We start from the raw sequence: 24,528 nt of genomic DNA on the forward strand, positions 1-24,528 counted from the left end.
GAAAAAAGCGCTGAACACGCCTTGATCGCCACTGCAGATGACGCCACGTTCAACCCGATTTCAGAATGCGTCCCTTTTCCTCAAGAGATTAAGCCCGATGAAAATCCTGATGGTCGATGTCGATGGCGTGCTGGTTCACGGACGGCCGGCGGATGGTCTGCCGCTCTTCACTTATCTGGAGCGCGACCTAGGTCTGCCTGCGCCGTTGCTTCAACAGGAATTCTTCAAGCCTTACTGGGTCGGCATCGTCACCGGCCAGGAGCCGATCGAACCCCGCCTGACGGAGGTTCTCGGCCGGATCGCACCGCATCTTAACGCCCAGACCTTGCTCGACTACTGGTTCGAAAACGACTCCCGCCTCGACCGGCAGCTGCTCGACGATCTCGCCCGCCTAAAGGACAAGGGCACGCTTCTTTACCTCGCCACCAACCAGGAACACCAGCGCGCTGCTTACCTGAGTGACGTGCTGGGGCTCGGCGCGCTTTTCGACGGCATGTTCTATTCTGCCGCACTTGGCGCGCGAAAGCCTTTCAGCGATTTCTTCCGGCTTGCGACGCAAGACGTTGGCGCTGCCCCTGATGACATCGGCTTCATCGACGATGTCGAGGAGAATATCGTGGCGGCCAAGGATTTCGGCTGGAAGGCTCTGCATTGGACGCCGGCTTCAAGACTGGCCGACGCGATAGACGCCTTTACACAACGCGATCAGGCCACGCGCTTGTAAAAGAAGGTGGTGGCGCACAGGCCACCTTCAGGCCAGAGCGCATAATCGGGAATGACGCCGACCCGCTCCCAGCCGAGACGTGGGTAGATGGCTTCAGCATCGCTGCCGGTTGCCGTGTCGAGGACGAGAATCGTCTTGCCGCGACGGGCCGCTTCCCGTTCGGCCATGTCCATCAGCAGGCGCGCCAAACCATGGCCGCGAGCGGAGCGGTGAACAAGCAGCTTCTTCAGATCGCCGCGGTGCGGCTGGTTCGGCATCTGCGCAGCGCCGACCTGGACGGTGCCGATTATTTTGCCATCCATTTCGGCGCCGAAGAGCAGAGTGGCGCCATCGGCCACGGCTTCGGCGACGCCGCGCCAATAGGGTTCAGCATCCGCAGGTGTATAGGGCTGCATGAAACCGACCGAGGCGCCGCCATTGACGCAATCGGCAAGCACGTCGCACAGGTCGGGAATCGCCGCGTGTGCCTCGGCGGCGGAGAGAAGGCGGATGGTCGGCATGATAGGTCCCCTGTAAATGAGCGTGTGAATTAACGGTCGCCGCGGTCCAGCACGACACAATAGCGTGCCGGCGCGTGACCCGGATTGTGAAAGACATGGCCGTCGCCGACCGGCATGAAGAGACAGTCGCCTGGCTTGAGGCGATGGACGGTCTCGCCGACGGTCATTTCCAACTCACCATCGAAGAGCCAGACGTGCTGTGTCATGCCGCGGCTGGCGGTATGCGGCGGGAAGCTGACCCGTGCGCCCGCCGGAAATTCGACATCAACGATATCGACATCCGAGGCTGTGCCCGGCGGCGAGACGGCGCGGCGCATATAGCCGGTTTCCGGATCGCGCCAGATCTGCTGGTCCTGACGACGCGAGAGCGGCGACGCTTCCTGCCCTTCATCGGCAAAAAACTCTGAAAGCGACAGGCCGAGCGCGGCGCAGACCCTCGCCAACAGCGAGGCCGTTGGGCTCGCTTCTGCGCGCTCGATCCGGGAGATCATCGCGCGGCTCACGCCGGAAGCAGTAGCGAGATCATCCAGTGTCAGCCCCTTTTCCGTCCGCAGCATGCGAATACGGATGCCGATTGCCTGCTCGAATTCCTGTTCCATTTGTCAATCCATGATTCCACCATAAGAGAAATGCATGATCCAATGATGGAATCAAGTCCTCGCGAGCAGCCTTGCTTTCACCATGGCGGCGTCGATATATGGCAGCGGCCATTCAAGAGCGGAGAGCAAGATGGACGGTATTGCGCAAGGCACTGAGCCGGCGGAGAGCTTCACGGCTGCCGCCTGGGACAGGATCAAGCCCATCATGGCCGAGATCGAGCGATTGCCGCTGCTGGAACGACTTTCGGATGGCACGCTGCCGCCGGAGGTTTTCCGCCAATACATCCTGCAGGATGCGATCTACCTGAAGCACTATGCTCGCTGCCTCGCCATCGTCGCGGCCAAGGCGCCCGACAATGCGCAGGTGCTGCGCTTTCTCGGGTCGGCTCAGAAAGCGATCACCGTCGAGCAGGGTCTGCATGCCGGTTTCCTGACGCAGTTCGGGATTTCGAGCGCGGATGTGACGGCGGCAGAGCCCTCGCCCTCGTGCTTTGCCTATACGAATTTCCTGCTGGCGACGGCCTATCACAGCTCCTATGCGGTGGCACTTTCGGCGATCCTGCCCTGCTTCTGGATCTATTGGCATGTCGGCGAAGGCATCAAGAGCAGGCCGGCGATCGAGGGCAATGTGTTCCAGGCCTGGATCAACACCTATGGCGATCCGCAATTTGCAGCCGGCGCGCGCGAAGTGATCGCGCTGACTGACATTGCCGCCCGCGCCGCCTCGCCGGTGGAGCGCCAGCAGATGATGGAGGTYTTCGTGCGCGCCTCCCAATATGAATGGATGTTCTGGGATTCGGCCTGGCGGCTGGAGACCTGGCCGGTCTGAGCCACACGCCACAGTCTGCAAAATAGGGTAAACCCCGGTATAATTACCGCTTTGCGGGCGATCTGCGCGCTGCTATATGGCGCGCATGAGCACCAATTCGACGACTCCGCTATCCCATATCCGCAACTTCTCGATCGTGGCCCACATCGACCACGGCAAATCGACGCTTGCTGACCGCTTGATTCAGACGACGGGCGGCCTCGCCGAGCGCGAAATGTCTGAGCAGGTGCTCGACAATATGGATATCGAGCGCGAGCGCGGTATCACCATCAAGGCCCAGACCGTGCGCCTGCACTACCAGGCGAATAACGGCGAGAAATACATTCTCAACCTCATCGACACGCCCGGCCACGTCGACTTCGCCTATGAAGTCTCTCGTTCGCTGTCGGCCTGCGAGGGTTCGCTGCTTGTCGTCGACGCCTCGCAGGGCGTCGAGGCGCAGACGCTCGCCAACGTCTACCAGGCGATCGACAACAACCATGAGATCGTCACCGTTCTCAACAAGATCGACCTGCCGGCCGCCGAACCCGACCGCATCAAGGAACAGATCGAGGAAGTGATCGGCATCGATGCGTCGGAAGCCGTGCTGATCTCGGCCAAGACCGGCCTCGGCATTCCCGATGTGCTGGAAGCGATCGTCCACAAGCTGCCGGCGCCGAAGAGCCCGGGCGGCGAAAAGGCGCCGCTGAAGGCGCTGCTCGTTGACAGCTGGTACGATACCTATCTCGGCGTCATGGTTCTGGTGCGCGTCATCGACGGTGTGCTGACCAAGGGCCAGACCGTGCGAATGATGGGCACGGATGCGAAATACCAGGTGGAGCGCGTCGGCGTGCTGACACCGAAGATGGTCAATGTCGACAGCCTCGGCCCCGGCGAAATCGGCTTCATTACCGCTTCGATCAAGGAAGTGGCCGATACCCGCGTCGGCGATACAATCACCGAGGACAAGCGGCCGACGGCTGAAGCGCTGCCGGGCTTCAAGCCGGCGCAGCCAGTGGTGTTCTGCGGTCTCTTCCCGGTCGACGCGGCCGATTTCGAGGATCTGCGCGCCGCCATGGGCAAGCTTCGCCTCAACGACGCTTCCTTCTCCTTCGAAATGGAATCGTCTGCTGCCCTCGGCTTCGGTTTCCGTTGCGGCTTCCTTGGCCTTCTGCATCTCGAAATCATCCAGGAACGGCTGGAGCGCGAGTTCGATCTCGACCTCATCGCAACCGCACCGTCCGTCGTCTACAAGATGTACATGACCGACGGCACGGAGCGCGAGCTGCACAACCCGGCCGACATGCCCGATGTCGTCAAGATCTCGGAAATCCACGAACCGTGGATCCGCGCAACGATCCTGACGCCGGACGATTATCTCGGCGGTATCCTGAAGCTCTGCCAGGACCGGCGCGGCATCCAGATCGAGCTCACCTATGTCGGTACGCGCGCGATGCTGACCTACGACCTGCCGCTCAACGAAGTCGTCTTCGATTTCTATGACCGGCTGAAATCAATCTCGAAGGGCTATGCCTCCTTCGACTACACGCTCACCGACCATCGCGAGGGCAACCTCGTGAAGATGTCGATCCTCGTCAACGGCGAGCCGGTCGACGCTCTGTCGATGATGGTGCACCGGACGGCCGCCGAAAAGCGCGGCCGCGACATGTGCGAGAAGCTCAAGGAGCTGATCCCGAAGCACATGTTCAAGATCCCGATCCAAGCCGCGATCGGCGGCAACGTGATTGCCCGCGAGACGATCTCGGCACTGCGCAAGGACGTGACCGCGAAGTGCTACGGCGGCGACGCCACCCGCAAGCGCAAGCTGCTCGACAAGCAGAAGGCCGGCAAGAAGCGCATGCGCCAGTTCGGCAAGGTGGAGATTCCGCAGGAAGCATTTATTGCTGCGCTGAAGATGGGCGACGAGTAGGTTAAGCTATCCGGATTCAGCCCAAAATATGAACGAAAGGCTGGCCATTGAGCCAGCCTTTTGCGTCTTAAAGCCCGGCCACCCAGCGGTGCCATTCGTCCTCGCTGCCGCGGAAGACATTGAGGTCGATGCGGCCTTCGACGCCATGCGACAGGCCCGAACCGGAATATTGCCAGAAGAGCCATTTGCGGTTCGGATAGACCTTCGAAGGATGCTCGGCGACTGCTCGCAGCCAGAAATGATAGTTCTGGAAGGCGCCTTCGAGATTGTCCGCGTAGAAATCCGGGGCCGTATAGATGATCGGGCGCTTACCGTAATGGCGCTCGATCTTTTCCATGAAGACCTGCATTTTTTCCAGGACACGGGCGCGCGAAAGCTTCACCTTGCAGCTCGATTCGCCGTTCCACTCCACGTCAATGACGGGCGGTAATGCATCAGGATCACGCGGCACATTGCGGATGAACCAGTCGGCCTGCTCACCGGCCGTGCGGCACCAGTAGAAGAAGTGATAGGCGCCGCGCTTGATGCCGGCTTCCTTGGCGCGCCGCCAATTGGTCCTGAACATTGGGTCCAGATGATCGCCGCCATCGGTCGCCTTGATGAAGGCGAAGTTGGCGCCGCGGGTCCTCAGCGTCTCCCAATCGATGTCCCCTTGCCAGCGCGAGACGTCGACGCCGTGGACGGCGAGCTTGCGCGGAGAGATCTTGCCGAAGTTGATCGGCTTGGCATCGCGGAAACCGTAGCCATAGACGCGCGAGCGGCCGTGCGTCGGCGGTTCGATGGCAGGTGCTGCCGCCATGGCAAATTCGACGGGGCGTTCGCTCGGAACCGGCATACCCGGCTGCGATGTGGCTGAAGGCGTCACTGCCGAGAAGGCGCGGGACTCCGGCACGGGCGCTTCCCAGGCGAGGCTTGCCTGCGGCATTGCATCGTCCGTTTCAGTTGCAGCGAGTGTTGCCTGCGGCACAGGTGCCGGCGGCGGGGTAACGGAAGCCGTGATTTCCTTCGAAGGCTTCGAAGTGACGCCGGCTGAAAGACTTTCCGGACCGGAAGCCGACGAGCAGCCCGCCAGAGCGAGGCAGGCAACGAGGATCGCTGGGATAGCCGTGGAACGCATGAGCACCGTTACGCAAAACAAGAACCAGGGCGCTTCAGCCATTCTGCGAAGACACCAATCCGGAATAGCTAACGGAAAATTATCAAAAAAGACTGAATCCGAACTTTCTCTTCGCTGATTCGGCGTCAGCGGATTGCGAGGCCTCTCGCGACTCTCTAGATCCCTTGAAAAAAGGAGCCTCCCATGACCGAGAAAGCCCGCGTCACCATCCTCTACTGCACCCAGTGTAACTGGCTGCTGCGCGCCGCCTGGATGGCGCAGGAACTGCTGCAGACTTTTACGGACAGCCTTGGCGAGGTGGCGCTCATTCCCGGCACCGGCGGCAATTTCGAAATCCGCGTCAACGGCGATCTGATCTGGGAGCGCAAGCGCGACGGCGGTTTTCCGGGGCCGAAGGAACTCAAGCAGCGCGTGCGCGACATCATCGAGCCCGACCGCGACCTCGGCCATACCGACCGCGCTTCGCTGGAGAGCTGACGCTCAATTATAGGGCGAGTTGCAGGTCTTGTAGATGCCTTCATAGGTCAGGAAGCGATCGGTGCGCGGATTGTAGGACCGGTATTCGTTCCGGCACCATTGCTGATGGCGGGCCTGATTATCTGCCGAAGGCTGCACGCGTGGTGCCTGCGGCGGATCGTAGGTCAGCCGCGGCGGCAATTGTCCGGGCGGCTGGTAATATTTTGGACCGGCGGCATTCGGCGGGCGATAGTTCGGCTGCACGTAGGCTGGGCGATGCCACTGCTGCGGACCGAAGCCGAAGCAGCCACGATAATCGCAGATCGTCGACTGCGTATTGAGAGGCCCAAGCGACGGCGAGGCGGCATTGGCCCCGGCCAACGGCACTGCGGCAAGCAAACCGGCAAGAAGAGCGGGGCGAAGGTCGAACATGGCGCGTTCCTTTCCAATATCCCTTTATATAGGGTGGAGAAACAGGCCACGCCATCCACTGCCCCCTGGGTGCGACCACGACTTCGTGAAGCTTTTTCACAGACTGTCAGGAAAACTTCAAAAACCCTGTTGACAGCAAAGAGCGACCCCCGTACATGGCTCTCCGTCGCCCAGATGGCGGAATTGGTAGACGCGCCAGCTTCAGGTGCTGGTACCCGAAAGGGTGTGGAGGTTCGAGTCCTCTTCTGGGCACCATTCCCATTGATCCTTAATGAGATCAAACAGATACAGGTTCTTCCTGTTATCTGTGCCCACCGTTGTGGTGGTCGTTTTCTGCGTCTTTATTCACCGACAATAATTTGATCTCGAGCGACGCTTGGCACTGCCACATAAATGCCGATATGCCGCATTTTGATGGAATCATGCGCATTCAAGTTTACATCATCGCGTTTCTTCTCAGCGCCATCATGTGGGGCGTGACGTTCGATGCTGCGCGCAATGCTTATCGCGCCGCGCATACGGCTGGTTTGATGCCTAATCTGCATATCCAGCATAAGATCGACCGGATTCTTTAAGCGCCTCGTTCCGAGCAGAGCGCTTTCTAACCCCTCAAAAATCATAGGCATGCAGCGTCGACGCAGAGCGTTGCAAAATAGCAAATAATTCCAAGAGACTATCGGGAAACCACTCAGCCGGCGGACGGAAACCGCCCGGTTGTTGGTTATTTTCGCGCTGGCTAAGGCAAGCCTCGCACAAGAACGAAATCGGATACCGGCATCACGATGAAGTTACTGCCGTTGCGCTCAGTCGAGATCGTTGCCCGCATACCGGACATATTCGCCAGGCGCATACCGGCGGCAATGAATATTATCAGACACTTTGGAGTTCGCCTGGGATGAAAGTCGTAATTCTGGCAGGTGGTCTGGGTTCGCGCCTCGCCGAAGAGACCAGCGTGCGGCCTAAGCCTCTGGTCGAGATCGGAGAAAAGCCGATTCTCTGGCACATCATGAACATCTATGCCCATCACGGCCTGAGTGATTTCATCATCTGCGCCGGTTACAAGGGCTATATGCTCAAGGAATATTTCGTAAACCTGTTCCTGCATCACAGCGACATCACCGTCGACCTGGCCACCAACGCGATCGAATATCACAAGGGCTCAAAGCCCAGCTGGAAGGTGACCATCGTCGATACCGGCATGAACTCCATGACGGGCGGCCGTATCCGGCGCATCCGCGACCACCTGAACCCGGACGAGCCCTTCTGTTTGACCTATGGCGACGGCGTTGCCGATATCGATATCAGCTCGGAGATCGCCTTCCACCGCAGCCACGGCTTGAAGGCGACGATGTGTGCGGTGACGCCCCCGGGCCGCTTCGGCGCGACGAATATCGAGAACGATGTCGTGACCGCCTTCATTGAAAAGCCGAAGGGCGACGGCCAGCGCATCAATGGCGGCTTCTTCGTGCTGCATCCTTCCGTCATCGACCTTATCGAAGGCGACGACACGATCTGGGAAGCCGGTCCGATGCAGTGGCTGACGGCCAACAAGCAGCTGGCAGCCTTCCGTCACGACGGCTTCTGGCAGCCAATGGATACGCTGCGCGAACGCAACCAGCTCGAGGAGCTCTGGAGTTCCGGAAAGGCACCGTGGAAGATATGGGCCTGACGGATTTCTGGAATGGCAGGCGCGTGTTCCTGACGGGACACACCGGGTTCAAAGGATCCTGGCTTTCGCTGTGGCTGGAAAAGCTCGGTGCGGAAGTGGCGGCGGTCTCGCTCGAACCCGAGACCAGTCCCTCTCTTTATGCGCGGCTTTCGCCCTGGAACGGGCAGGGCCACCACATCGCCGACATCAGGGATGCGGCGGCTTTCAAGCAGCGCCTCATCGAATTCGAGCCCGAAATCGTCATCCACATGGCAGCACAGGCGCTGGTCCGGCGCTCCTATGAAAATCCGGCCGAGACCTTCGCAACCAATGTGATGGGTACTGCAAACGTTCTCGATGCAGTCCGCGATACGCCCTCGGTCAGGACGGTTCTCGTCGTCACCTCCGACAAGGTCTATGCCAATAATGGCAGCGGCGTTCCCTTTATCGAAAGCGATACGCTCGGCGGCAAGGACCCTTATTCCAATTCCAAGGCCTGCACCGAACTCGTCGTCCAGAGCTATCGCGACAGCTTCTTCACGGGGCGCGACATCCGCGTCGCGACCGCGCGCGCCGGGAATGTGATCGGCGGAGGCGACTGGTCCAAGGATCGTCTGATCCCGGATTTCATCCGTGCTTTTGAAAGCAGYCAGTCGATCCTGCTTCGGTATCCCGAGGCGATCCGTCCCTGGCAGCATGTGCTGGAGCCACTCGGCGGTTATCTAGCGTTCGCCGAAGTGCTGACGCTTGCGGATGAGAAAAAGCTGCCCGAGGCGCTCAATTTCGGTCCGGATCCGCAAAGTTTCGCAACCGTTGCCGAACTTGCCGAGGCGCTCGGCCTTGCCCATGGCATCAACGATGTCTGGAAACTTGCGCCCGGAACGCATCTGCCAGAAGCGCCGGCCCTTACGCTGAGCTCGGCCTTGGCGCTTTCCGCCATCGGCTGGCGTCCACGCCTGACGCTACAGCAGACAATCGACTGGACAGCCGCCTGGTACAAGGCCAACCGCGAAGGAGCGGACATGCGAGCCTTCTCGCTCAGCCAGATCGCGGCCTATGAGGAAGCAATATCATGACAGCGCATAATTGCCGGTTCTGCGGCGCTCCCTTGAAACATCGTTTCGTCGATCTGGGTTCGACGCCGCTTGCCAACGCATATCTGACGGAAGAGCAGCTCAAGCAGCCGGAACCGTCCTATCCGCTGCGCGCCTTCGTCTGCTCCGAATGCTGGCTGGTGCAGGCCGATGCTTTCGTCCCGCCGGAAGACATTTTCAGCCATTACGCCTATTTCTCTTCCTATAGCGATAGCTGGGTGGAGCATGCCCGTCAGTTCACCATCATGGCCCGCAAACGCTTCGGCCTCGACGACAAATCGCAGGTCATCGAAGTGGCGAGCAATGACGGCTATCTGTTGAAGCACTTCGTCGAGGCCGGTGTGCCCGTGCTCGGGATCGAACCGGCCGAGAACGTTGCTGAGGTCGCCCGGCAGGTCGGCGTGCCAACGGAAGCTCGCTTCTTCGGTAAGGAAACGGCTGCCGATCTCGTCTCCCGCGGCCTTGCTGCCAACATCGTCATCGGCAACAACGTGCTGGCGCATGTCCCTGATATCAACGATTTCGTCGGCGGGCTCTCGGGCGTGCTGAAGGCTGATGGCGTCGTCAGCGTCGAATTCCCGCATCTGCTGCGGCTAATGGAAAACATCCAGTTCGACACCGTCTATCACGAGCATTTCTATTATCTGTCGCTGCTGGCAGTCGAAAAGGTCTTCGCGGCGCACGGCCTGAAAGTGTTCGACGTGGAAGAACTGCCAACGCATGGCGGCAGCCTTCGCGTGCTTGCCTGCAGGGCGGCCTCTACCGCTCATCCGACCGGCGCCGGCGTCGCCAAGGTGCGCGCAGATGAGGCGGCTGCCGGCTTCGACAAGGTCGAAACCTACGAGGCCTTCCAGAGCCGCGTCGCGCCAATCAAGGACGGGCTGCTCGCCTTCCTCAACGAAGCCAAGCGTAACGGCAAGACGGTCGCTGCCTATGGTGCTGCTGCCAAGGGCAATACGCTCCTGAACTTCTGCGGCGTCGGCACCGACCTCATCGACTACGTGGTCGACCGTAACCCGCATAAGCAGGGGCATTTCCTGCCGGGCAGCAAGCTGCCGATCTATGCGCCGGAGAAGATGGACGAGACACGGCCGGACTACATTCTGATCCTGCCTTGGAACATCAAGAACGAAGTCGTTGCGGCCAACAGCAGGGTCGACGCCTGGGGCGGACGCTTCGCCGTCGCCGTGCCTGAACTGACGGTGATCGGATGAAATTCATTCCGACCGCGGTTTCGGGTGCTTTTATCGTAGAGGTCGACGGGCGCTCCGACGAGCGCGGATTGTTCGCGCGAACCTTCGACGCCAAGAGCTTCGCGGACCACGGTCTCGTGCCTGTCTACCCGCAGTGCAACGTCTCGCAGAACCACAAGCGGGGTACCTTGCGCGGCATGCACTATCAGGCCGAGCCGCGACCGGAGATCAAGCTGGTGCGCGCCACACGCGGCAGGGTCTTCGATGTGGCGCTTGATCTGCGACGGGATTCGCCGACCTATCTGAAATGGGCCTCGGTCGAACTCGATGCCAACAGCTACAACGCCTTCTATATACCTGCCGGCTGTGCACACGGCTTCCTGACGCTCGAGGATGATTGCGAGCTCTTCTACCAGATGTCGGAAGTCTATGTGCCGGAGCTTGCCCGCGGCGTCCGCTGGGACGATCCCGCCTTTTCCATCGCCTGGCCGTTTATGCCGAGCGTCATCAGCGAGCGCGACGCCGCGCTTGAAAGCTACAGCCAGGAGACGAGCCTTTGAGCGGTATCAAACTCAGCATCTGCATCCCGACCTACAATCGCGAGGCTTATCTCAGAAACGCACTGGAGCATTGCGAGAGCTACAATTTCAGCTTCCCCTACGAGATTGTCATTTCCGACAACGCCTCTACCGACAACACGACACAGGTTGTCGAGGAATTCATCGCCAAGGGGCTGCCTATTCATTATCACCGCCGCGCCGTCAACGGCGGGTCAGGCCCGAACCTTGCCTGCGCCTTCCACCACGCGGTCGGCGAATATTCGATCTACCTCGCTGATGACGACTTCCTGGTGCCTGCCGGCGTTGAAGCTGCAATGACCTATCTGGACGCCAATCCGGATGTCGTCGCGTGCCAGGCGCCCTGGTATCTCTATGATGAAGTCCACGATCGGGACCTCTCGCAATTCTACGAGATCGCCGAGAACACCAAGTTTCCGCAGCAGAATTTCATAGAGCTCTTCCAGTTCATCTTTAACGGACACATCTTTCCTGAGATCGGCATCTATCGCTCCTCTGCCCTGCGCTCCGCCTGGGTGCCACGCGATTTCTGCTTCTGGGCTTTTTCCTATCTCGCCCATTTCGTCGATCAGGGTGCCGTCACTTTCCTCAAGCAGCCCTTCTATCGCTCGGTAGCGGTTTCCAAGATCGCGCCGGCACGCCAGCAGGCCGGCAATGACGACGTGATGACCGCCTGGGACAAGTATCGTGGCGGTCTCGAATACTTCCTTTATATCGCCGCCAAGCGCGGCAAGCTGAATACCAGCCGCGAGGCGCGCACCATCTACGACGAGATGTGCAAGATCTTCACGCTGAACCGCATGTCGGTTGCCGTCCGTTTCTGGGTAGCGCGCAAGGACTTCATCAAGGCCTACGAGCTTTATACCCGCATGGCGCTCGGCGGGCTCGGCGAACATCCGGAAGTCGCCCAGCTTCGTCACAGCTTCCCAATGGCAGTGGCGATCCAGACGCTCACCTATCAGGTCAACGCGACCGCCGGTATCAACAGGTTGATTCTCAGCGGCATGGCCGATCCGAAATCGATCGGCGAGATGCTGCGCGACATCGGCCTCCTGCCGGAGATCGAAATCGTCGCCGACCCGCCGACGCACGATCCGGCTCTTCTGGAGAAGACGGCGATCTTTGCCGCCGACATGCCGCGGCGCGAGAACTTCCTGAAGCTCGGCTACAAGCCGAACCTTATCTTCATCGAAACCGACCTGACGCAGCACGTGCTCGTCTGATGCCTGAAATTGCGTCCGACGCTGCAAAGCCTCGCGCCAGTTTCACCCCCTAGTTTTTACAGAGTTCAGTGTGCCCCGATTGCGTGAGTCTCAGCCCCATCACAAAGAATTAAGGCATGACCAACAGGATATTCTACACCAAACCGTCGATCACCGAGCTTGAAACGAGCTATGCAGCCGATGCTGCTGCGAACGGCTGGGGTGCGCGCTGCTACGACTATATCATCCGCTTCGAGAAGGAATTTACCGCCTATCTCGGCACCGGCCACGCGATTGCGACGTCGAGCTGCACCGGCGCCATGCATATGGGTCTTGCCGCGCTCGGCATCGGTGCCGGCGATGAGGTGATCCTGGCCGACACGAACTGGATCGCAACCGTTGCACCGATCAAGCATCTGGGCGCCGAGCCCGTGTTCGTCGACGTGCTTCCCGATACCTGGTGCATCGACCCGGCGGAGGTCGAGCGCCAGATTACGCCGCGCACACGCGCCATCATCGCCACCCATATCTACGGCAATCTCTGCGACATGGATGCGCTGCTCGACATCAGCCGCCGCACCGGCATCCCTGTTATTGAAGATGCGGCGGAGGCGATCGGCTCGGTCTGGCATGGCCGGCGTGCCGGCTCCATGGGCGTCTTCGGCACCTTCTCCTTCCACGGCACCAAGACGCTGACGACGGGCGAAGGTGGCATGTTCGTGACGAGCGACGCCGATCTCTATGAAAAGGTGCTGACGCTCAGCAATCACGGCCGCGCTCGCAGCCAGAGGAAGCAGTTCTGGCCGGATGCGATCGGCTTCAAATACAAGATGTCGAACATCCAGGCGGCGCTCGGCTGCGCCCAGCTGGAGCGCATCGAGGAGCTCGTCTCCCGCAAGCGTGATATCCTGGCAGCCTATATGCTGCGGCTCTCGACCCTGAACGGCATCAGCATGAACCCGGAATATACCGGCACGATCAACGGCGCCTGGATGCCGACAGCCGTCTTCCACCCTGCCACCGGCATCACCCGCGAAGTGCTGCAGCAGGCCTTCGAAACCGCCAATATCGATGCGCGCGTCTTCTTCCACCCGCTTTCCAGCCTGTCGATGTTTGCGGAAAAGCAGGCCAACATCAACGCCTGGAGCATTCCGGAGCGGGCTATCAACCTGCCGAGTTACCACGACATGAGCGAGGCCGATATCGACCGCGTGGCGGAAACACTGATCTCGGTCGTCCGCAGCCATCAGGACAATGGCGCCGTTCACCTCCGTCAATCGGCCTGAGCGCAGAATATACAGAAGGTTTCAAAGAGTTATGACCACCAAGGACGATCGCCTCGAATTCGAAGCCCATAAGCGCGAAATGTCGCTTGCTCTCGGCAAGGACGAGGAAGCCTTTCAGCATTCGCTGAACACGCTGGTAGCGCTCGACAAGTATGACTACGCCTATCTCTGGTCCTGGATGGGCGTTCCGATCATCCAGATGCCGGCCGACATCATGGCCACCCAGGAAGTGATCTGGAACACCAAGCCCGACGTCATCATCGAAACCGGTGTAGCGCGCGGCGGCTCGGTGATCTTCATGGCGTCGCTGCTGAAGGTGATCGGCAAGGGCAAGGTGATCGGCGTCGATATCGACATTCGCGCCCACAACCGCGATTCGATCGAGACACATCCGCTTTCGCCGATGATCACGCTGATCGAGGGACCCTCGACCACTGCCGAGACGCTTGCCAAGGTTAAGGCCGAAATCCCGGCCGGTGCTTCCGTCATGGTCGTTCTCGACAGCGACCACAGCCGCGACCACGTGCTCGACGAGCTACGCTGCTACGGCCCACTGGTCACCGAGGGCCAGTACATCGTCGTCGCCGACACCCTGCTCGGCCGCGGAGACATGTCGCAGACACCGACCAAGCGCTCGAAGATCTGGTATCCAGGCGACGAGCCATATGCGGCGCTGAACACCTATCTCAAGGAAACCGATCGTTTCGAGACAGACGAGACGCTGAACGGCAAGCTGGTGCTTTCCAGCTCGCCGGGAGGATATCTCAAGTGCGTCCGCAAATGATGGAAAATCATCGCCATACTGCACATCGGGCGTCGATCAGACTGCGCCCGATTGCCGATGGCGATCGTCCTCTGCTCTTCTCGCTTCGCCGCGACAAAATGCTTCAATCACGTCTCTTAACGGTGCCGGATGCGACCGATGACGTGGCACTGCATGCTTGGATCGAACGTCGGCAAAATGAACGAGGCGGCGCTTTCCTTATCATCGAGGATCAGGTGAACGGCAAGCCTGCGGGCTATGTGCAAATCACACAAGTACATCGCCGGAACGCGACCGCATACGGCGGGATCGTCTTGGCGGAGGAGGCGCGTGGCGTCGGATTGGGGCGTGCGGCCCTCGCCGAGCTCGGCGTTTATGCTTCCCAGGTCTTGGGTCTTCGTAAGCTGATGGCGGAAATCGATATAGACAACATCGCCTCGATCGGGCTGCATCTGTCGCTTGGCTACCGCCAAGTGGGCCTCCTTGAGGCACATTTCACCGACGCAAGTGGCATGACACGCGATGTCATGCTGTTCGAGCGGCGGCTGGAGGAAAAGTGACATGACCGCGGTCGTTATTACTCAACCCATGCTCTTTCCCTGGCCGGGCTTCTTCGAGCAACTCATGCTCGCCGACAGCTATGTCTATCTGGATGACACCCAGTTTTCGAAAGGCAGTTTCACCAACCGCATCCAGCTTCTGCGCGGCAACGACCGCTGCTGGATGACAATCCCGCTTGCCGGCAAGGGCAGCTTCCAGATGATTTCGGAGCTTACCGCGGCGGGCGAGGACTGGAAGGCGAGCCATCGCGCGCTGCTGCGCCAGTCGCTGCTCGGCGCGCCCTTTATCGATGATGCGCTTTCGATATTCGACAGCGTCTATCGCCATTCCTCGCTGCTGGATCTACTGATCGCCAGTATCGAAGAACCCGCCCGTTATCTCGGCATTGGTGCGAACCGGACGATCGAGAAGACAAGCGAGATGGGCGTCGAAGGTACGTCATGGCAGCGCGTGCTCGACATTGTGCTGAAGACCGGCGGCACCCACTACCTCACCGGCCACGGCGCTGCGAACTATCTCGACCACACGGCCTTCGAACGGGCCGGTGTGCAGGTGGACTATATGAACTACAGCCGCACACCCTGGCCTCAGCCGGTCGGCACGTTCACCCCTTATGTTTCTGTACTCGATCTAATCGCCCGAACGGGCCCGGAGGCGCGTAACTGTCTCATCCCGGCCACCGTGGCGTGGCAAGACTTCCTGAAGGAGGAAACGGTAACATCATGACCAATGCAAACGCAAAGATTACCGACAGCCTGCGCGCCGAGTTCGCTGAAAATGGCTACCTCGTCATGCGCGGCTTCTACGATCCGGCCGCCGACATCGCGCCGATCCAGGAAGGCATCCGCCAGATTCTCGAAGTGATCTGCAGGAAGTATGGCGTCGACGCCCCGACTGTAACGACCCATGATGCCATGACGATCGCCTATCCGAAGCTGATCGCCAAGAACCGCGCATGGGGCGGCGAAGTCTATGACGCAGTCAAGCAGATCCCGGCCTTCATGCGTCTCGTCACCAACATCACCAACGACCAAGCCTTTAAGGCCTTGCGTCCGGACAGCGTTCCAGGCATTGCCGCCGGCGGCTACGGCATCCGCATCGACAACCCCGGCGAGGAGAAATTCCGTGCCCAGTGGCATCAGGAATTTCCCGGTCAGCTGCGCAGCGTAGACGGTATCGTCTTCTGGACGCCCCTGCTGCCGGTCACACAAGAAATGGGTCCGGTGCAGATCGCTCACGGCTCGCATGCCGAAGGCCTGGTTCCGGTCTATGAAGACGATGCCGGTGCCGGCAAGACGGGTGCATATGCGCTGCATCTCGACCGTGCCGAAGAGCGCCTTGCCGGCTACAAGCATGTCGCGCCGCTGACGAACCCCGGCGATCTCGTGCTGATGGACTTCCTGACGCTGCACCAGTCGGGCCATAACGTCTCGACCACGCCGCGCTGGAGCATCCAGTTCCGTTACTTCAACTATCTTGAGCCGGTCGGCATCCGCATCGGCTGGAAGGGCTCGTTTGCGGCCGGCGTGAAGTTCGCCGACGTGCTTCCGGAGCTTTCCGTTCAGCGCGAGGCGGCCGAATGACGGCTTGCCGCGTCTGCGGTGGGAAAATTGCGGCGCCGGCCTATGAAGCGCCGGCGCCTGCCCTCACCTCCATAATGACCCTGATTGACATTCCGACGCGCGTTTATGTCTGCGGCGGATGCGGCCATGCACAATGCGACGAGATTCCCGATATCGAAGCGTTTTACGATACCGGCTACCGCATTTCGTTGAGCACCGAGGACCATGACCAGATCTTTGCGGTGAAGCCCGACGGCACGATTGTCTATCGCACGGACCATCAGGCCGAGCTTTCACGCAATCTGCTCGATCTTCAGCAGGGTGCGAAACTCCTGGACTATGGCGCCGCAAAAGCTGCCACCCTGCGCAAGGTTTTCGCCGCGCGGCCGGATATCGAACCACATGTCTTCGACGTTTCCGCGGACTATGCATCGGCTTGGGATGGGTGGATCGCGCCTGATGCGCAGGCGACCTACGAAGTCCCAGAGGCGTGGAGCGGTCGTTTCGATGCGGCGATGAGCCATTTCGTGATTGAGCACGTCGCCGATCCGGTCGGTTTTATTCGCGGAATCCACAAGCTGCTGAAGCCGGGTGGCGCTCTTCTGCTTTCGATGCCCGACGCTTCAGCCAATCCGGGCGATATGACGGTCGCGGATCACGTCAATCATTTCAGCGAGGCCTCGCTGCGTAGGGCGCTTACAGCGGGTGGCTTCGAGGTGGCGACCCTTGATGCGGCATCCTTCCCCGGCGCCTTCTTCGTTGTCGCTATCCGCAGCGAAACCCCGGTTACGCAAGAGCAGGACTCGGCCCTCGTACGACAGGCCGTCGAGCGCGGGCTGGAAATCTGCGACTTCTGGCGGACTTCGGCCGCCGGCCTTGAAAAGCGGGCGACCGATTTCCGCGGACGCAAGGCGGCGATCTACGGCGCCGGGTTTTACGGAAGCTGGATCTTCAGTCGTATTGGCAACGAAGTTGAGATGACCGCCTTCCTCGACCAAAACCCGAACATGCAGAACGCCGTGCATTTCGGCCATCCGGTCATTGCGCCGACCGCAATCAGCGACGATGCGGAAGCGCTGTTCATCGGTCTCAATCCACTGAAGGCGCGTGCTGCGATCGACAATATGCCCTACCTGCACAAGCCCGGTCTGGAACTGGTCTGGTTGGATGCCTAAAATGATCAAGCCGGTGGCGTCTTTCGCCTCCGGCTTTCACCGCACCGGCTGGTAATGGCCGCGCAGCGGCACGCGGCTGTCCATCGAAATCACACCGTCGCGTTCGCAGACATACATCAGTGTCGGCATGCCGCCCGAGCGGAAGATCTGGTCATAGCGGCGGCGGATCTGCACCGTCTCGGTGTGGCAGTCGTACGACTCCTCCACCTTCTTGTCCGGCTGCGCCTTCACGCCCGGAAGATCCTTGTAGGGATAGAGCGGTTGCACGGCCTGCTTGCCGGAATTCTGCCAATCGATGGCAGAGGCGGGCGCAGCCGAAGCGCCGGCAACAAGCGATAGCAGGAGAACCGCAGCGAACCGCATCACAACCTCTTTCACGGGCGTCTTTCGTTCGGTGCCCGTGATCAGGATGTAGGAAGATTGGAAGTCGCCATCAAGCGGAAGCGCGAGCAGGCTTGCGGAAATAGCTCCTGATGACGGGATGAGAGAAGAGGCCGGCGAGGATTGCAAAACCAGCGCCGACAGCAAAGCCGGCAAGCAAGCCACCGATCATGCCTGCGACCATGATGATTTTCTTGCTCGGCCCATCCGCCTTAACAGGAACTTCGGCTGGTGAGACGACTCGGATATTGCTCTGGTTGAGGTTCTGCTCTTCGCTGGTCTCACCGGAACGCTTCAGAACTGATTCGTAAAGTTCACGGGCGGCAGTCGCCTTGCGCTGCAGTTCGTTCAGCTGAACCTGCTTGTCCGATGTCGTGGCTTGCAGGGCTTTCTGCACCGCCAGTTCCTTGGCGATATCGTCTTCGGCCTTCTTGGCCTGTTCATATTCGGCTCTTGCCGAGGTCGCGACCCGCTGCAACTCGCCCCTGATTTCTACCCCGATACTGTCGAGCGAAGAGCGCGCAGCCTGAAGGCGCGGATGACGCGAACCCATCTGACTCTGCAGGCTGCCCACGACAGCGGCCTGGGCGGAATATTGCTGCCGCAGGCTGACGAGCGGCGATGTGCCCGTGGCGCCATCCGTCTGACTGCCGGCGACGATATCTTCGACGCGCAGATTTGCAGCGGCATCGGCGCGGGCCTTGGCCTGGATAGTCTTTTCCTGGGCAGTGACGAGCAGCGTATTCAGGGACGAAAGGCGCTGGTCGGAGATCAAATTGCCCTCAGTCGCCGCCATGTCATTGTCGGCGCGGAAGGTTTCGACTGCCTGTTCAGCCTCCTGCACCTTCTGGCGCAGATCGTCGAGGCGACCGCCGAGCGCTGAGGAGGTGGTCTCATAAAGGCCGGTCGATGCGCTGCTTTCCTCCTGCATGAAGGAGGTGACGACCTGGTTTGCCAGCTTTGCGGATTTCTCAGGATCGTGCGTCGTCGCGGCAAGCGAGACCACATAGGTATTATTCTCACGCGTGATCAGCAGGGCCTTCTGAAGAGCGCCGATGATAGCGGCACCATCCGTCCTGCCGCCGGTGAATTCCGGATCCTGATCGAGCTTCATGGCGTCGGCTACGCGACGCAACACGTTGCCCGAGGTCAGCAGCTGAACCTGGCTATCGATCAGCGTCGAAATCATTTCCGGTGACGGCGCCGCGTTCTGCGCGCCGCTGTCGGCAAGACCGATCTGACGCGGATCGAAATAGAGGGCGGCAACGGCGGTGAATTTCTGCTGAATGCGAGGCGCGATCATCGCGCCGGCGGCGGCACCGACGAGGCAAAGACCGGCAATAATCAGGCGCCTGCTCCAGATGGCGGCAACCGCGGATCTGATATCCAGCAATGGTCCGACGACATCTGGTGCCTGCTCGACCACGGGTTCAGGCGCTGTCGGAGGTTCGGGGACCGCAGGATCGCGGCGGGGCGGCTCAGCCGGGCGGTTTTCCGACATTGCCGGGCGGACCGGAAGAGGACCAGGCTCGGGAGCCGGTGGAGGCGGAACGAAATCGGTCGGCCGGATGATAGGGCTGCGCGCACGGGTGCCTTCAGGCGCAGGCTGAGACGACTCATAACTGCGCCAGGCAGGCAGGCGGCTCACCCTGTTCCCGTCATACTGATTCATAAACACCGCATCCGCCCGGCAGGAAAGGATGGCCGAGACAGAGCGACTTTAGAAATTCTTAGCTAACGGACCGTTAAGATGCCGGCATTGAAGCCGACGTGGCGACCTGCCGCGACCCGCGAGGATAGCCATGAAACGGAAAAGACTGCTGCACAGGCTGCTGGTTGCCGCCGTCATCACCATTTCGTCCACCGCCCATGCCGCGAGCGCACCACTTTGCTATTACGGCGTCAACCTCTCCGGCGCCGAATATGGCGAGCGCGGCGGCGTCTACGGCACGAACTACACCTACCCGACCGAAGAAACGATCCGCTATTTCGCCAAGAAGGGCATGACGATTATCCGCCTGCCCTTCCGCTGGGAGCGGCTGCAGCCGACGCTTGGTGCGCGGCTCGACGATGATGAATTGCAGCGCTTGAAGGATACGGTAGCACTGGTTCGCAAGCACAAGATGAGCGTGCTGCTCGATCCGCATAATTTCGGCTACTATGACAAGGATCAGGTCGGCAAGCCGCCCGTAGCGAACGCAGCCTTTGCCGATTTCTGGGCTCGGCTTTCCGTCGAATTTGCCAACCAGGACGGCGTGCTCTTCGGGCTGATGAACGAGCCGCACGACATTCCCGCGACCGATTGGCTGAAAGCCGCCAACGCCGCTATCCGCGGCATTCGAGCGGTTGGCGCGCGCAATCTCATCCTCGTTCCCGGTACGGCCTGGAGCGGAGCTGCCAGCTGGGAAACCGATGTGATCGGCGGCGCGAACGGAACCGTCATGCTCGGCGTGCGTGATCCGCTCGATTTCTACGCCTATGAATTCCATCAGTATCTCGACGCGGATTCTTCGGGCACGCACGAGACCTGCGAGGGCGCAAAGGCCGCGACCGATGCCGTCACTAATGTGACTGCCTGGCTGAAGAAGAGCGGCAAACGCGGCTTCCTCGGTGAATTTGGCGCGTCTGCAAATGCGGATTGCCTCGATGGCCTGAAGACCATGTTCACCACCATGTCCGACAACAGCGATGCGTGGATCGGCTTCTCCTACTGGGCGGCTGGCGAATGGTGGCCGGCCAACGAACCTTTCAACGTACAGCCGCGCGACACGCCTGAGCGCCCGCAAATGCGTCTGCTTGAGCAAATAGTTCCCAAACATGCGCCCGTATGCGCAGCGGTAAAGCCGGCGGGGAAGTGACATGGCAGCAATCGGAGAGACAAGCACGAGATTCGAAGCGGTTGCTGGTGTGGCCAGCCCGGCTTCGCGTCTCGATTACCCGATTCTGATCCTCGGGCTGCTCTCGGTTCTCTACAACGGCCTCCTGGCCTTCATAAACCACAACGTCATGCCGCTTTCGATGACGCACGTGGCGGCCAGCGAAGGCCTGATCATGGCGAGCGCAATCATCTACATCCTGCACAAAGGGATCTATGAGGAAGACCTTCCGGCCTTCCTGTTCATGCTCTTCACGCTGATCGTGACGGTCTATGTCAGCGCGATCAACCGCATGGCCTTCATCGATCATTTCCGCAACGTGCTGATCATCTTCTGCTTCACGGGGCTTGGGGGCTGGTGCAACGAGCGGACGCTGAAGCTGATCTTCCGTGTGGCCTGTTTCATGGTGCTGCTTTTCCTGATCTTCGAGATCATCAGCGTGCCCTTCTATGTCAGTATCGTGCATCCCTCGGACTATTTCGCCAACACGCGCGGGCTGAAGCCTCTCAGTTTCAACACGACGGGCCTGTTCCAGAATGCACTCGGCTTTCCCGGCCGCTTCTCATTCGGAATCATCGACCACCGCTCGTCCTCGATCTTTCTGGAGCAGGTGTCGCTCGCCAATTTCTGTGGCGTGATCGCGATCTACCTGATTTCGATGTGGGACCGGCTGACGCGGATCGACCGGGCGCTGGCCATTGCGACAGCGCTGCTGATCCTCACGACCAATGATACCCGCACGATGCTCATCTTCTGCATCTGCTGTATCGGCGGCTATTTCGTCTTTCCCAGAATCCCCAAGGCTTTCAATCTGGCGCTGATGCCGCTCATCGTTTGCGCCGGCTTTCTTGTCTACATGAAGGACCCCAATGCGATCGGCGACAATTTTACCGGGCGCATCAATCTGACGATGAAGAAACTGATGGATCTCGATCCACTGGCGATCCTCGGGCTTTCCGTCGATAAAGTCGCCGAATTCGCCGATAGCGGCTATGTCTACCTCGTCTATGGCGCAACGATCTTCGGCGTCATCGCCTTCTGGCTCTTCGTCTGCCTGTTTCCCGCGGGCACGACCCCGGCACAAAGGCGCTGCGCCCATTCACTTTCTCTTTTCATTTTTCTGAATATGATGATCGGGGGAACGGCAATCTTCTCGATGAAGATCGCCGGTCTCGTCTGGCTTGTCATCGGGTTCATGCGTTTCCGCGACACGCCACGTATCCGGCAGGGTCGTCCGGCAAATGTACTGAGTTGACGAAGCGGCTTGCCTGAAGGGCGATCCGCAGAGCCTGTGGGAGCAAGACACCAGATGCTTGTCCAGCTGCAATATCTGCGTGCCATCGCGGCGCTGATGGTCGTCTATTTCCACGCGATCCTGCAGCTTGCCAAGGTCAATCCCGCCATAGACGCGACCTCGTTCATCTATGGCGAAACGGGTGTCGATATCTTCTTCGTGCTCAGCGGCTTCGTGATGTGGCTGACGACAAGCGGACGAAACATGACGCCGGTCGATTTCGTCCGCAAGCGCGTCAAGAGGATCGTGCCGCTCTACTGGCTGGCGACGCTATTTTCGGCGGCTGTCGCGCTTATCGCACCGTCGCTTCTCAAGTCTACCGTTTTCGATCTGCCGCATCTCATGGCCTCGATGCTGTTCCTGCCCTGGATCAATCCGGTCGACCCGACGATGATCGCGCCCGTCATCGTGCCCGGCTGGACGCTGAATTATGAGATGTTCTTCTATTTCGTCTTCGCGCTGCTATTGCCGATCCGCGAGGACTATCGCCTGCCCGCCCTCTTCGGTGCCTTTGCAGCCATCCTGATCGTCTGCCACCTGCTGCCGGAAACGACAGCCACTAAATTCTATGGCGAACCCATCATCCTGGAATTCCTGGCCGGCGTGGCGCTCGGCTGGCTCTATGGCCAGAAGCTTCTGCTGCCGCAGCGCTGGGCCTGGGTTCTGCTTGCTGTCGGCTTCGCCTTCCTCTTCATCAACGAGGATCTGGTGCGGCCTGGAGACCGTTATTATGGCTGGGGCATACCGGCAATCTTCATCGTCTATAGCGCTATTTCCATCGACTTTTCGAAACTTCCCTTTGTGCGCTGGCTCAACTATCTCGGCGACGCCTCATACGAGATCTACATCACGCATGCCTTCACGCTGGCTTTCCTCCGGATCATCGCCAATCATTTCCCGGTCGGCGCGCTTCAGCAGCCTGTCATCTTCGTGATCCTCTGCCTCGCGCTCTCCTCCATCGTGGGAGCGATCATTCACGAAATCATCACGCCGCGCAGAAAAGTCCGGGTCGCCAGCCGGCCGGCCGTCTGACCTCAAACTATCAGAGGGCGAGGACGGGATTTCGAACGGCGCAGGCAGAACGGAATCCCGCGCGTCCTGTCATAAGCTTGCGGCCATGAAAGCAAATGCCGCAGGCATGAAGGTTCGGCTTGCAATTTATTGCAGAAATGAAAGCTTGCCGGCCTGTTCGCGGCCGGGGGTTTGATCTAAGGACGGCCCGGCGGCTTAAGAGAGGGAAGAGGACATGACGGACTACGTATTGACGGTAACCTGCAAGTCGACGCGCGGCGTCGTGGCGGCGATTTCGACCTATCTCGCCGAAAAGGGTTGCAACATCATCGATAGTTCGCAGTTCGACGACCTCGATACCGGCAAGTTCTTCATGCGCGTCAGCTTCATTTCCGAAGAGGGTGCAACGCTTGCCGAGATCCGCGAAGGCTTCAAGCCGATCTACGAGAAGTTCGGCATGGATGCGGAGGTACATGACGGGAGCGAGCGCCTGAAGGTGCTTCTGATGGTCTCCCGCTTCGGCCACTGTCTCAACGACCTGCTCTACCGCTGGAAGATCGGTGCGCTGCCGATCGACATCGTCGGCGTCGTCTCCAACCATTTCGAATACCAGAAAGTCGTGGTCAACCACGACATTCCCTTCCACCACATCAAGGTGACGAAGGAAAACAAGCCGCAGGCCGAAGCCCAGATCCTCGACATCGTCGAGCAGACCGGCACCGAACTCATCGTGCTTGCCCGCTACATGCAGGTGCTGTCGGATGCGATGTGCCGGAAGATGTCAGGCCGTATCATCAACATCCACCATTCCTTCCTGCCTAGCTTCAAGGGCGCCAACCCTTACAAACAGGCCTATGAGCGCGGCGTGAAGCTGATCGGCGCGACAGCGCATTACGTGACGGCCGATCTCGACGAAGGCCCGATCATCGAGCAGGATACGGCGCGCATTACGCATGCGCAGAGCGCCGAGGACTATGTTTCGATCGGCCGCGATGTCGAAAGCCAGGTGCTGGCGCGCGCCATCCATGCGCATATCCACCGCCGGGTCTTCCTGAACGGCAACCGCACCATCGTCTTCCCTGCAAGCCCCGGAAGCTACGCCTCCGAACGCATGGGTTGAGGTAAACAACCCGCTATCCGCGGCTGGCGCAATCTTCCGTTGCTTGTCGGCAAGTGCCTGATTATCTGTTTTAATAGACAGTCGAATCATGCCGCGGAGGGGTGCCATGACCGAGGAAGCGCTTGTGGACCGCATGGCGCTGCCGCGCCCGGATGTTACTGATTCCGAAGCCGCGGATATCCTCCTTTCCCATTACGGGCTTTCCGGCACGCTGTCCG

The 24,528-nt window shown here is 60.0% G+C and carries 26 protein-coding genes and 1 tRNA gene; 20 read left to right on the plus strand and 7 right to left on the minus strand.

All coding sequences use genetic code 11. The features are described 5' to 3' along the window. Positions 1-97 precede the first annotated feature (97 nt). Positions 98-724 (plus strand): HAD-IA family hydrolase, encoded by a 627-nt coding sequence (locus AC1DTN_RS34275; protein ID WP_477924539.1) that lies wholly within the window; start codon positions 98-100, stop codon positions 722-724. Here the strand turns inward: AC1DTN_RS34275 and AC1DTN_RS34280 are convergent. Together AC1DTN_RS34280 and AC1DTN_RS34285 are read right to left on the minus strand one after the other, a co-directional pair. Beyond that, complete coding sequence (locus tag AC1DTN_RS34280) at positions 706-1,224, minus strand: GNAT family N-acetyltransferase (protein ID WP_439017074.1); 519 nt, start codon at positions 1,222-1,224, stop codon at positions 706-708. The two genes, AC1DTN_RS34275 and AC1DTN_RS34280, sit on opposite strands and share 19 nt — an antisense overlap. 29 nt (positions 1,225-1,253) lie before the next feature. Further along, positions 1,254-1,823 (minus strand): helix-turn-helix domain-containing protein, encoded by a 570-nt coding sequence (locus AC1DTN_RS34285; protein WP_477924542.1) that lies wholly within the window; start codon positions 1,821-1,823, stop codon positions 1,254-1,256. Between the two features lie 130 nt (positions 1,824-1,953). On the opposite strand from AC1DTN_RS34285, the gene tenA reads away from it, so the two are divergent. Continuing rightward, positions 1,954-2,652: a thiaminase II gene (gene tenA / locus AC1DTN_RS34290; RefSeq protein ID WP_477924544.1), complete on the plus strand. Its 699-nt coding sequence runs from the start codon at positions 1,954-1,956 to the stop codon at positions 2,650-2,652. 76 nt (positions 2,653-2,728) lie between these two features. Next, entirely contained in the window at positions 2,729-4,561 is a 1,833-nt protein-coding gene (gene lepA, locus AC1DTN_RS34295; protein ID WP_037100640.1) for a translation elongation factor 4, read from the plus strand. Positions 4,562-4,628: 67 nt separating this feature from the next. Here lepA and AC1DTN_RS34300 read toward each other — a convergent pair whose 3' ends face one another. Further along, entirely contained in the window at positions 4,629-5,678 is a 1,050-nt protein-coding gene (locus AC1DTN_RS34300; RefSeq protein WP_477924567.1) for a glycoside hydrolase family 25 protein, read from the minus strand. Between the two features lie 183 nt (positions 5,679-5,861). On the opposite strand from AC1DTN_RS34300, the gene AC1DTN_RS34305 reads away from it, so the two are divergent. Further along, complete coding sequence (locus AC1DTN_RS34305; protein ID WP_007813273.1) at positions 5,862-6,155, plus strand: Rdx family protein; 294 nt, start codon at positions 5,862-5,864, stop codon at positions 6,153-6,155. 3 nt (positions 6,156-6,158) lie between these two features. Here AC1DTN_RS34305 and AC1DTN_RS34310 read toward each other — a convergent pair whose 3' ends face one another. Then, positions 6,159-6,566 carry a BA14K family protein gene (locus AC1DTN_RS34310; protein WP_477924545.1) on the minus strand — a complete coding sequence of 136 codons (408 nt, stop codon included), beginning with the start codon at positions 6,564-6,566 and terminating at the stop codon, positions 6,159-6,161. 168 nt (positions 6,567-6,734) lie between these two features. On the opposite strand from AC1DTN_RS34310, the gene AC1DTN_RS34315 reads away from it, so the two are divergent. Beyond that, positions 6,735-6,821 (plus strand) — tRNA-Leu (locus tag AC1DTN_RS34315). Between the two features lie 86 nt (positions 6,822-6,907). On the opposite strand, the gene AC1DTN_RS34320 is transcribed toward AC1DTN_RS34315, so the two are convergent. Continuing rightward, positions 6,908-7,192, minus strand: a complete 285-nt coding sequence (locus tag AC1DTN_RS34320) for a hypothetical protein (RefSeq protein WP_477924547.1) — start codon at positions 7,190-7,192, stop codon at positions 6,908-6,910. A 269-nt stretch (positions 7,193-7,461) separates the two neighbouring features. Between AC1DTN_RS34320 and rfbF the strand changes: the two genes are divergently transcribed. The 11 genes from rfbF (at position 7,462) to AC1DTN_RS34375 (ending at position 17,628) form a co-directional block, all read left to right on the plus strand. Further along, positions 7,462-8,235: a glucose-1-phosphate cytidylyltransferase gene (rfbF, locus tag AC1DTN_RS34325; protein ID WP_439017069.1), complete on the plus strand. Its 774-nt coding sequence runs from the start codon at positions 7,462-7,464 to the stop codon at positions 8,233-8,235. Beyond that, positions 8,226-9,290, plus strand: coding sequence for a CDP-glucose 4,6-dehydratase (gene rfbG, locus AC1DTN_RS34330; protein ID WP_477924569.1), 1,065 nt, complete (start codon positions 8,226-8,228; stop codon positions 9,288-9,290). The genes rfbF and rfbG overlap by 10 nt, the downstream gene beginning before the upstream one ends. Further along, positions 9,287-10,522 carry a methyltransferase domain-containing protein gene (locus AC1DTN_RS34335; protein ID WP_477924548.1) on the plus strand — a complete coding sequence of 412 codons (1,236 nt, stop codon included), beginning with the start codon at positions 9,287-9,289 and terminating at the stop codon, positions 10,520-10,522. The genes rfbG and AC1DTN_RS34335 overlap by 4 nt, the downstream gene beginning before the upstream one ends. Next, the gene (gene rfbC / locus AC1DTN_RS34340) at positions 10,519-11,061 is read left to right on the plus strand and encodes a dTDP-4-dehydrorhamnose 3,5-epimerase (protein ID WP_439017067.1); all 543 of its coding nucleotides are present in this window, start codon (positions 10,519-10,521) and stop codon (positions 11,059-11,061) included. The genes AC1DTN_RS34335 and rfbC overlap by 4 nt, the downstream gene beginning before the upstream one ends. Beyond that, entirely contained in the window at positions 11,058-12,302 is a 1,245-nt protein-coding gene (locus tag AC1DTN_RS34345) for a glycosyltransferase family 2 protein (protein ID WP_477924549.1), read from the plus strand. The genes rfbC and AC1DTN_RS34345 overlap by 4 nt, the downstream gene beginning before the upstream one ends. 116 nt (positions 12,303-12,418) lie before the next feature. Beyond that, positions 12,419-13,567 (plus strand): DegT/DnrJ/EryC1/StrS family aminotransferase, encoded by a 1,149-nt coding sequence (locus AC1DTN_RS34350; protein WP_477924550.1) that lies wholly within the window; start codon positions 12,419-12,421, stop codon positions 13,565-13,567. 31 nt (positions 13,568-13,598) lie between these two features. Continuing rightward, complete coding sequence (locus tag AC1DTN_RS34355; protein WP_477924551.1) at positions 13,599-14,351, plus strand: cephalosporin hydroxylase family protein; 753 nt, start codon at positions 13,599-13,601, stop codon at positions 14,349-14,351. Beyond that, positions 14,336-14,890 carry a GNAT family N-acetyltransferase gene (locus AC1DTN_RS34360; RefSeq protein WP_477924552.1) on the plus strand — a complete coding sequence of 185 codons (555 nt, stop codon included), beginning with the start codon at positions 14,336-14,338 and terminating at the stop codon, positions 14,888-14,890. The genes AC1DTN_RS34355 and AC1DTN_RS34360 overlap by 16 nt, the downstream gene beginning before the upstream one ends. A 1-nt stretch (position 14,891) precedes the next feature. Continuing rightward, positions 14,892-15,617, plus strand: a complete 726-nt coding sequence (locus AC1DTN_RS34365; RefSeq protein ID WP_477924553.1) for a WbqC family protein — start codon at positions 14,892-14,894, stop codon at positions 15,615-15,617. Beyond that, positions 15,614-16,474, plus strand: coding sequence for a phytanoyl-CoA dioxygenase family protein (locus AC1DTN_RS34370; protein WP_477924555.1), 861 nt, complete (start codon positions 15,614-15,616; stop codon positions 16,472-16,474). The genes AC1DTN_RS34365 and AC1DTN_RS34370 overlap by 4 nt, the downstream gene beginning before the upstream one ends. Beyond that, complete coding sequence (locus AC1DTN_RS34375) at positions 16,471-17,628, plus strand: class I SAM-dependent methyltransferase (protein WP_477924556.1); 1,158 nt, start codon at positions 16,471-16,473, stop codon at positions 17,626-17,628. Before AC1DTN_RS34370 ends, AC1DTN_RS34375 begins: the two co-directional genes overlap by 4 nt. A 36-nt stretch (positions 17,629-17,664) precedes the next feature. Here the strand turns inward: AC1DTN_RS34375 and AC1DTN_RS34380 are convergent, their stop codons facing one another. Both AC1DTN_RS34380 and AC1DTN_RS34385 read right to left on the minus strand, forming a co-directional pair. Next, entirely contained in the window at positions 17,665-17,991 is a 327-nt protein-coding gene (locus tag AC1DTN_RS34380) for a hypothetical protein (protein ID WP_477924557.1), read from the minus strand. Between the two features lie 70 nt (positions 17,992-18,061). Continuing rightward, a complete protein-coding gene (locus AC1DTN_RS34385) occupies positions 18,062-19,681 on the minus strand; it encodes a GumC family protein (protein ID WP_477924558.1) in 1,620 nt (539 codons plus the stop codon). A gap of 130 nt (positions 19,682-19,811) precedes the next feature. On the opposite strand from AC1DTN_RS34385, the gene AC1DTN_RS34390 reads away from it, so the two are divergent. The 4 genes from AC1DTN_RS34390 (at position 19,812) to purU (ending at position 24,310) form a co-directional block, all read left to right on the plus strand. Further along, complete coding sequence (locus AC1DTN_RS34390; RefSeq protein ID WP_477924560.1) at positions 19,812-20,867, plus strand: glycoside hydrolase family 5 protein; 1,056 nt, start codon at positions 19,812-19,814, stop codon at positions 20,865-20,867. 1 nt (position 20,868) lies between these two features. Beyond that, positions 20,869-22,140 carry a hypothetical protein gene (locus AC1DTN_RS34395; protein WP_477924562.1) on the plus strand — a complete coding sequence of 424 codons (1,272 nt, stop codon included), beginning with the start codon at positions 20,869-20,871 and terminating at the stop codon, positions 22,138-22,140. A gap of 54 nt (positions 22,141-22,194) precedes the next feature. After that, complete coding sequence (locus AC1DTN_RS34400) at positions 22,195-23,211, plus strand: acyltransferase family protein (protein WP_477924564.1); 1,017 nt, start codon at positions 22,195-22,197, stop codon at positions 23,209-23,211. 214 nt (positions 23,212-23,425) lie between these two features. Further along, positions 23,426-24,310 (plus strand): formyltetrahydrofolate deformylase, encoded by an 885-nt coding sequence (gene purU, locus AC1DTN_RS34405; RefSeq protein ID WP_310379717.1) that lies wholly within the window; start codon positions 23,426-23,428, stop codon positions 24,308-24,310. Positions 24,311-24,528: the final 218 nt, after the last annotated feature.

It is taken from the genome of Rhizobium sp. 01T444, assembly GCF_056398305.1.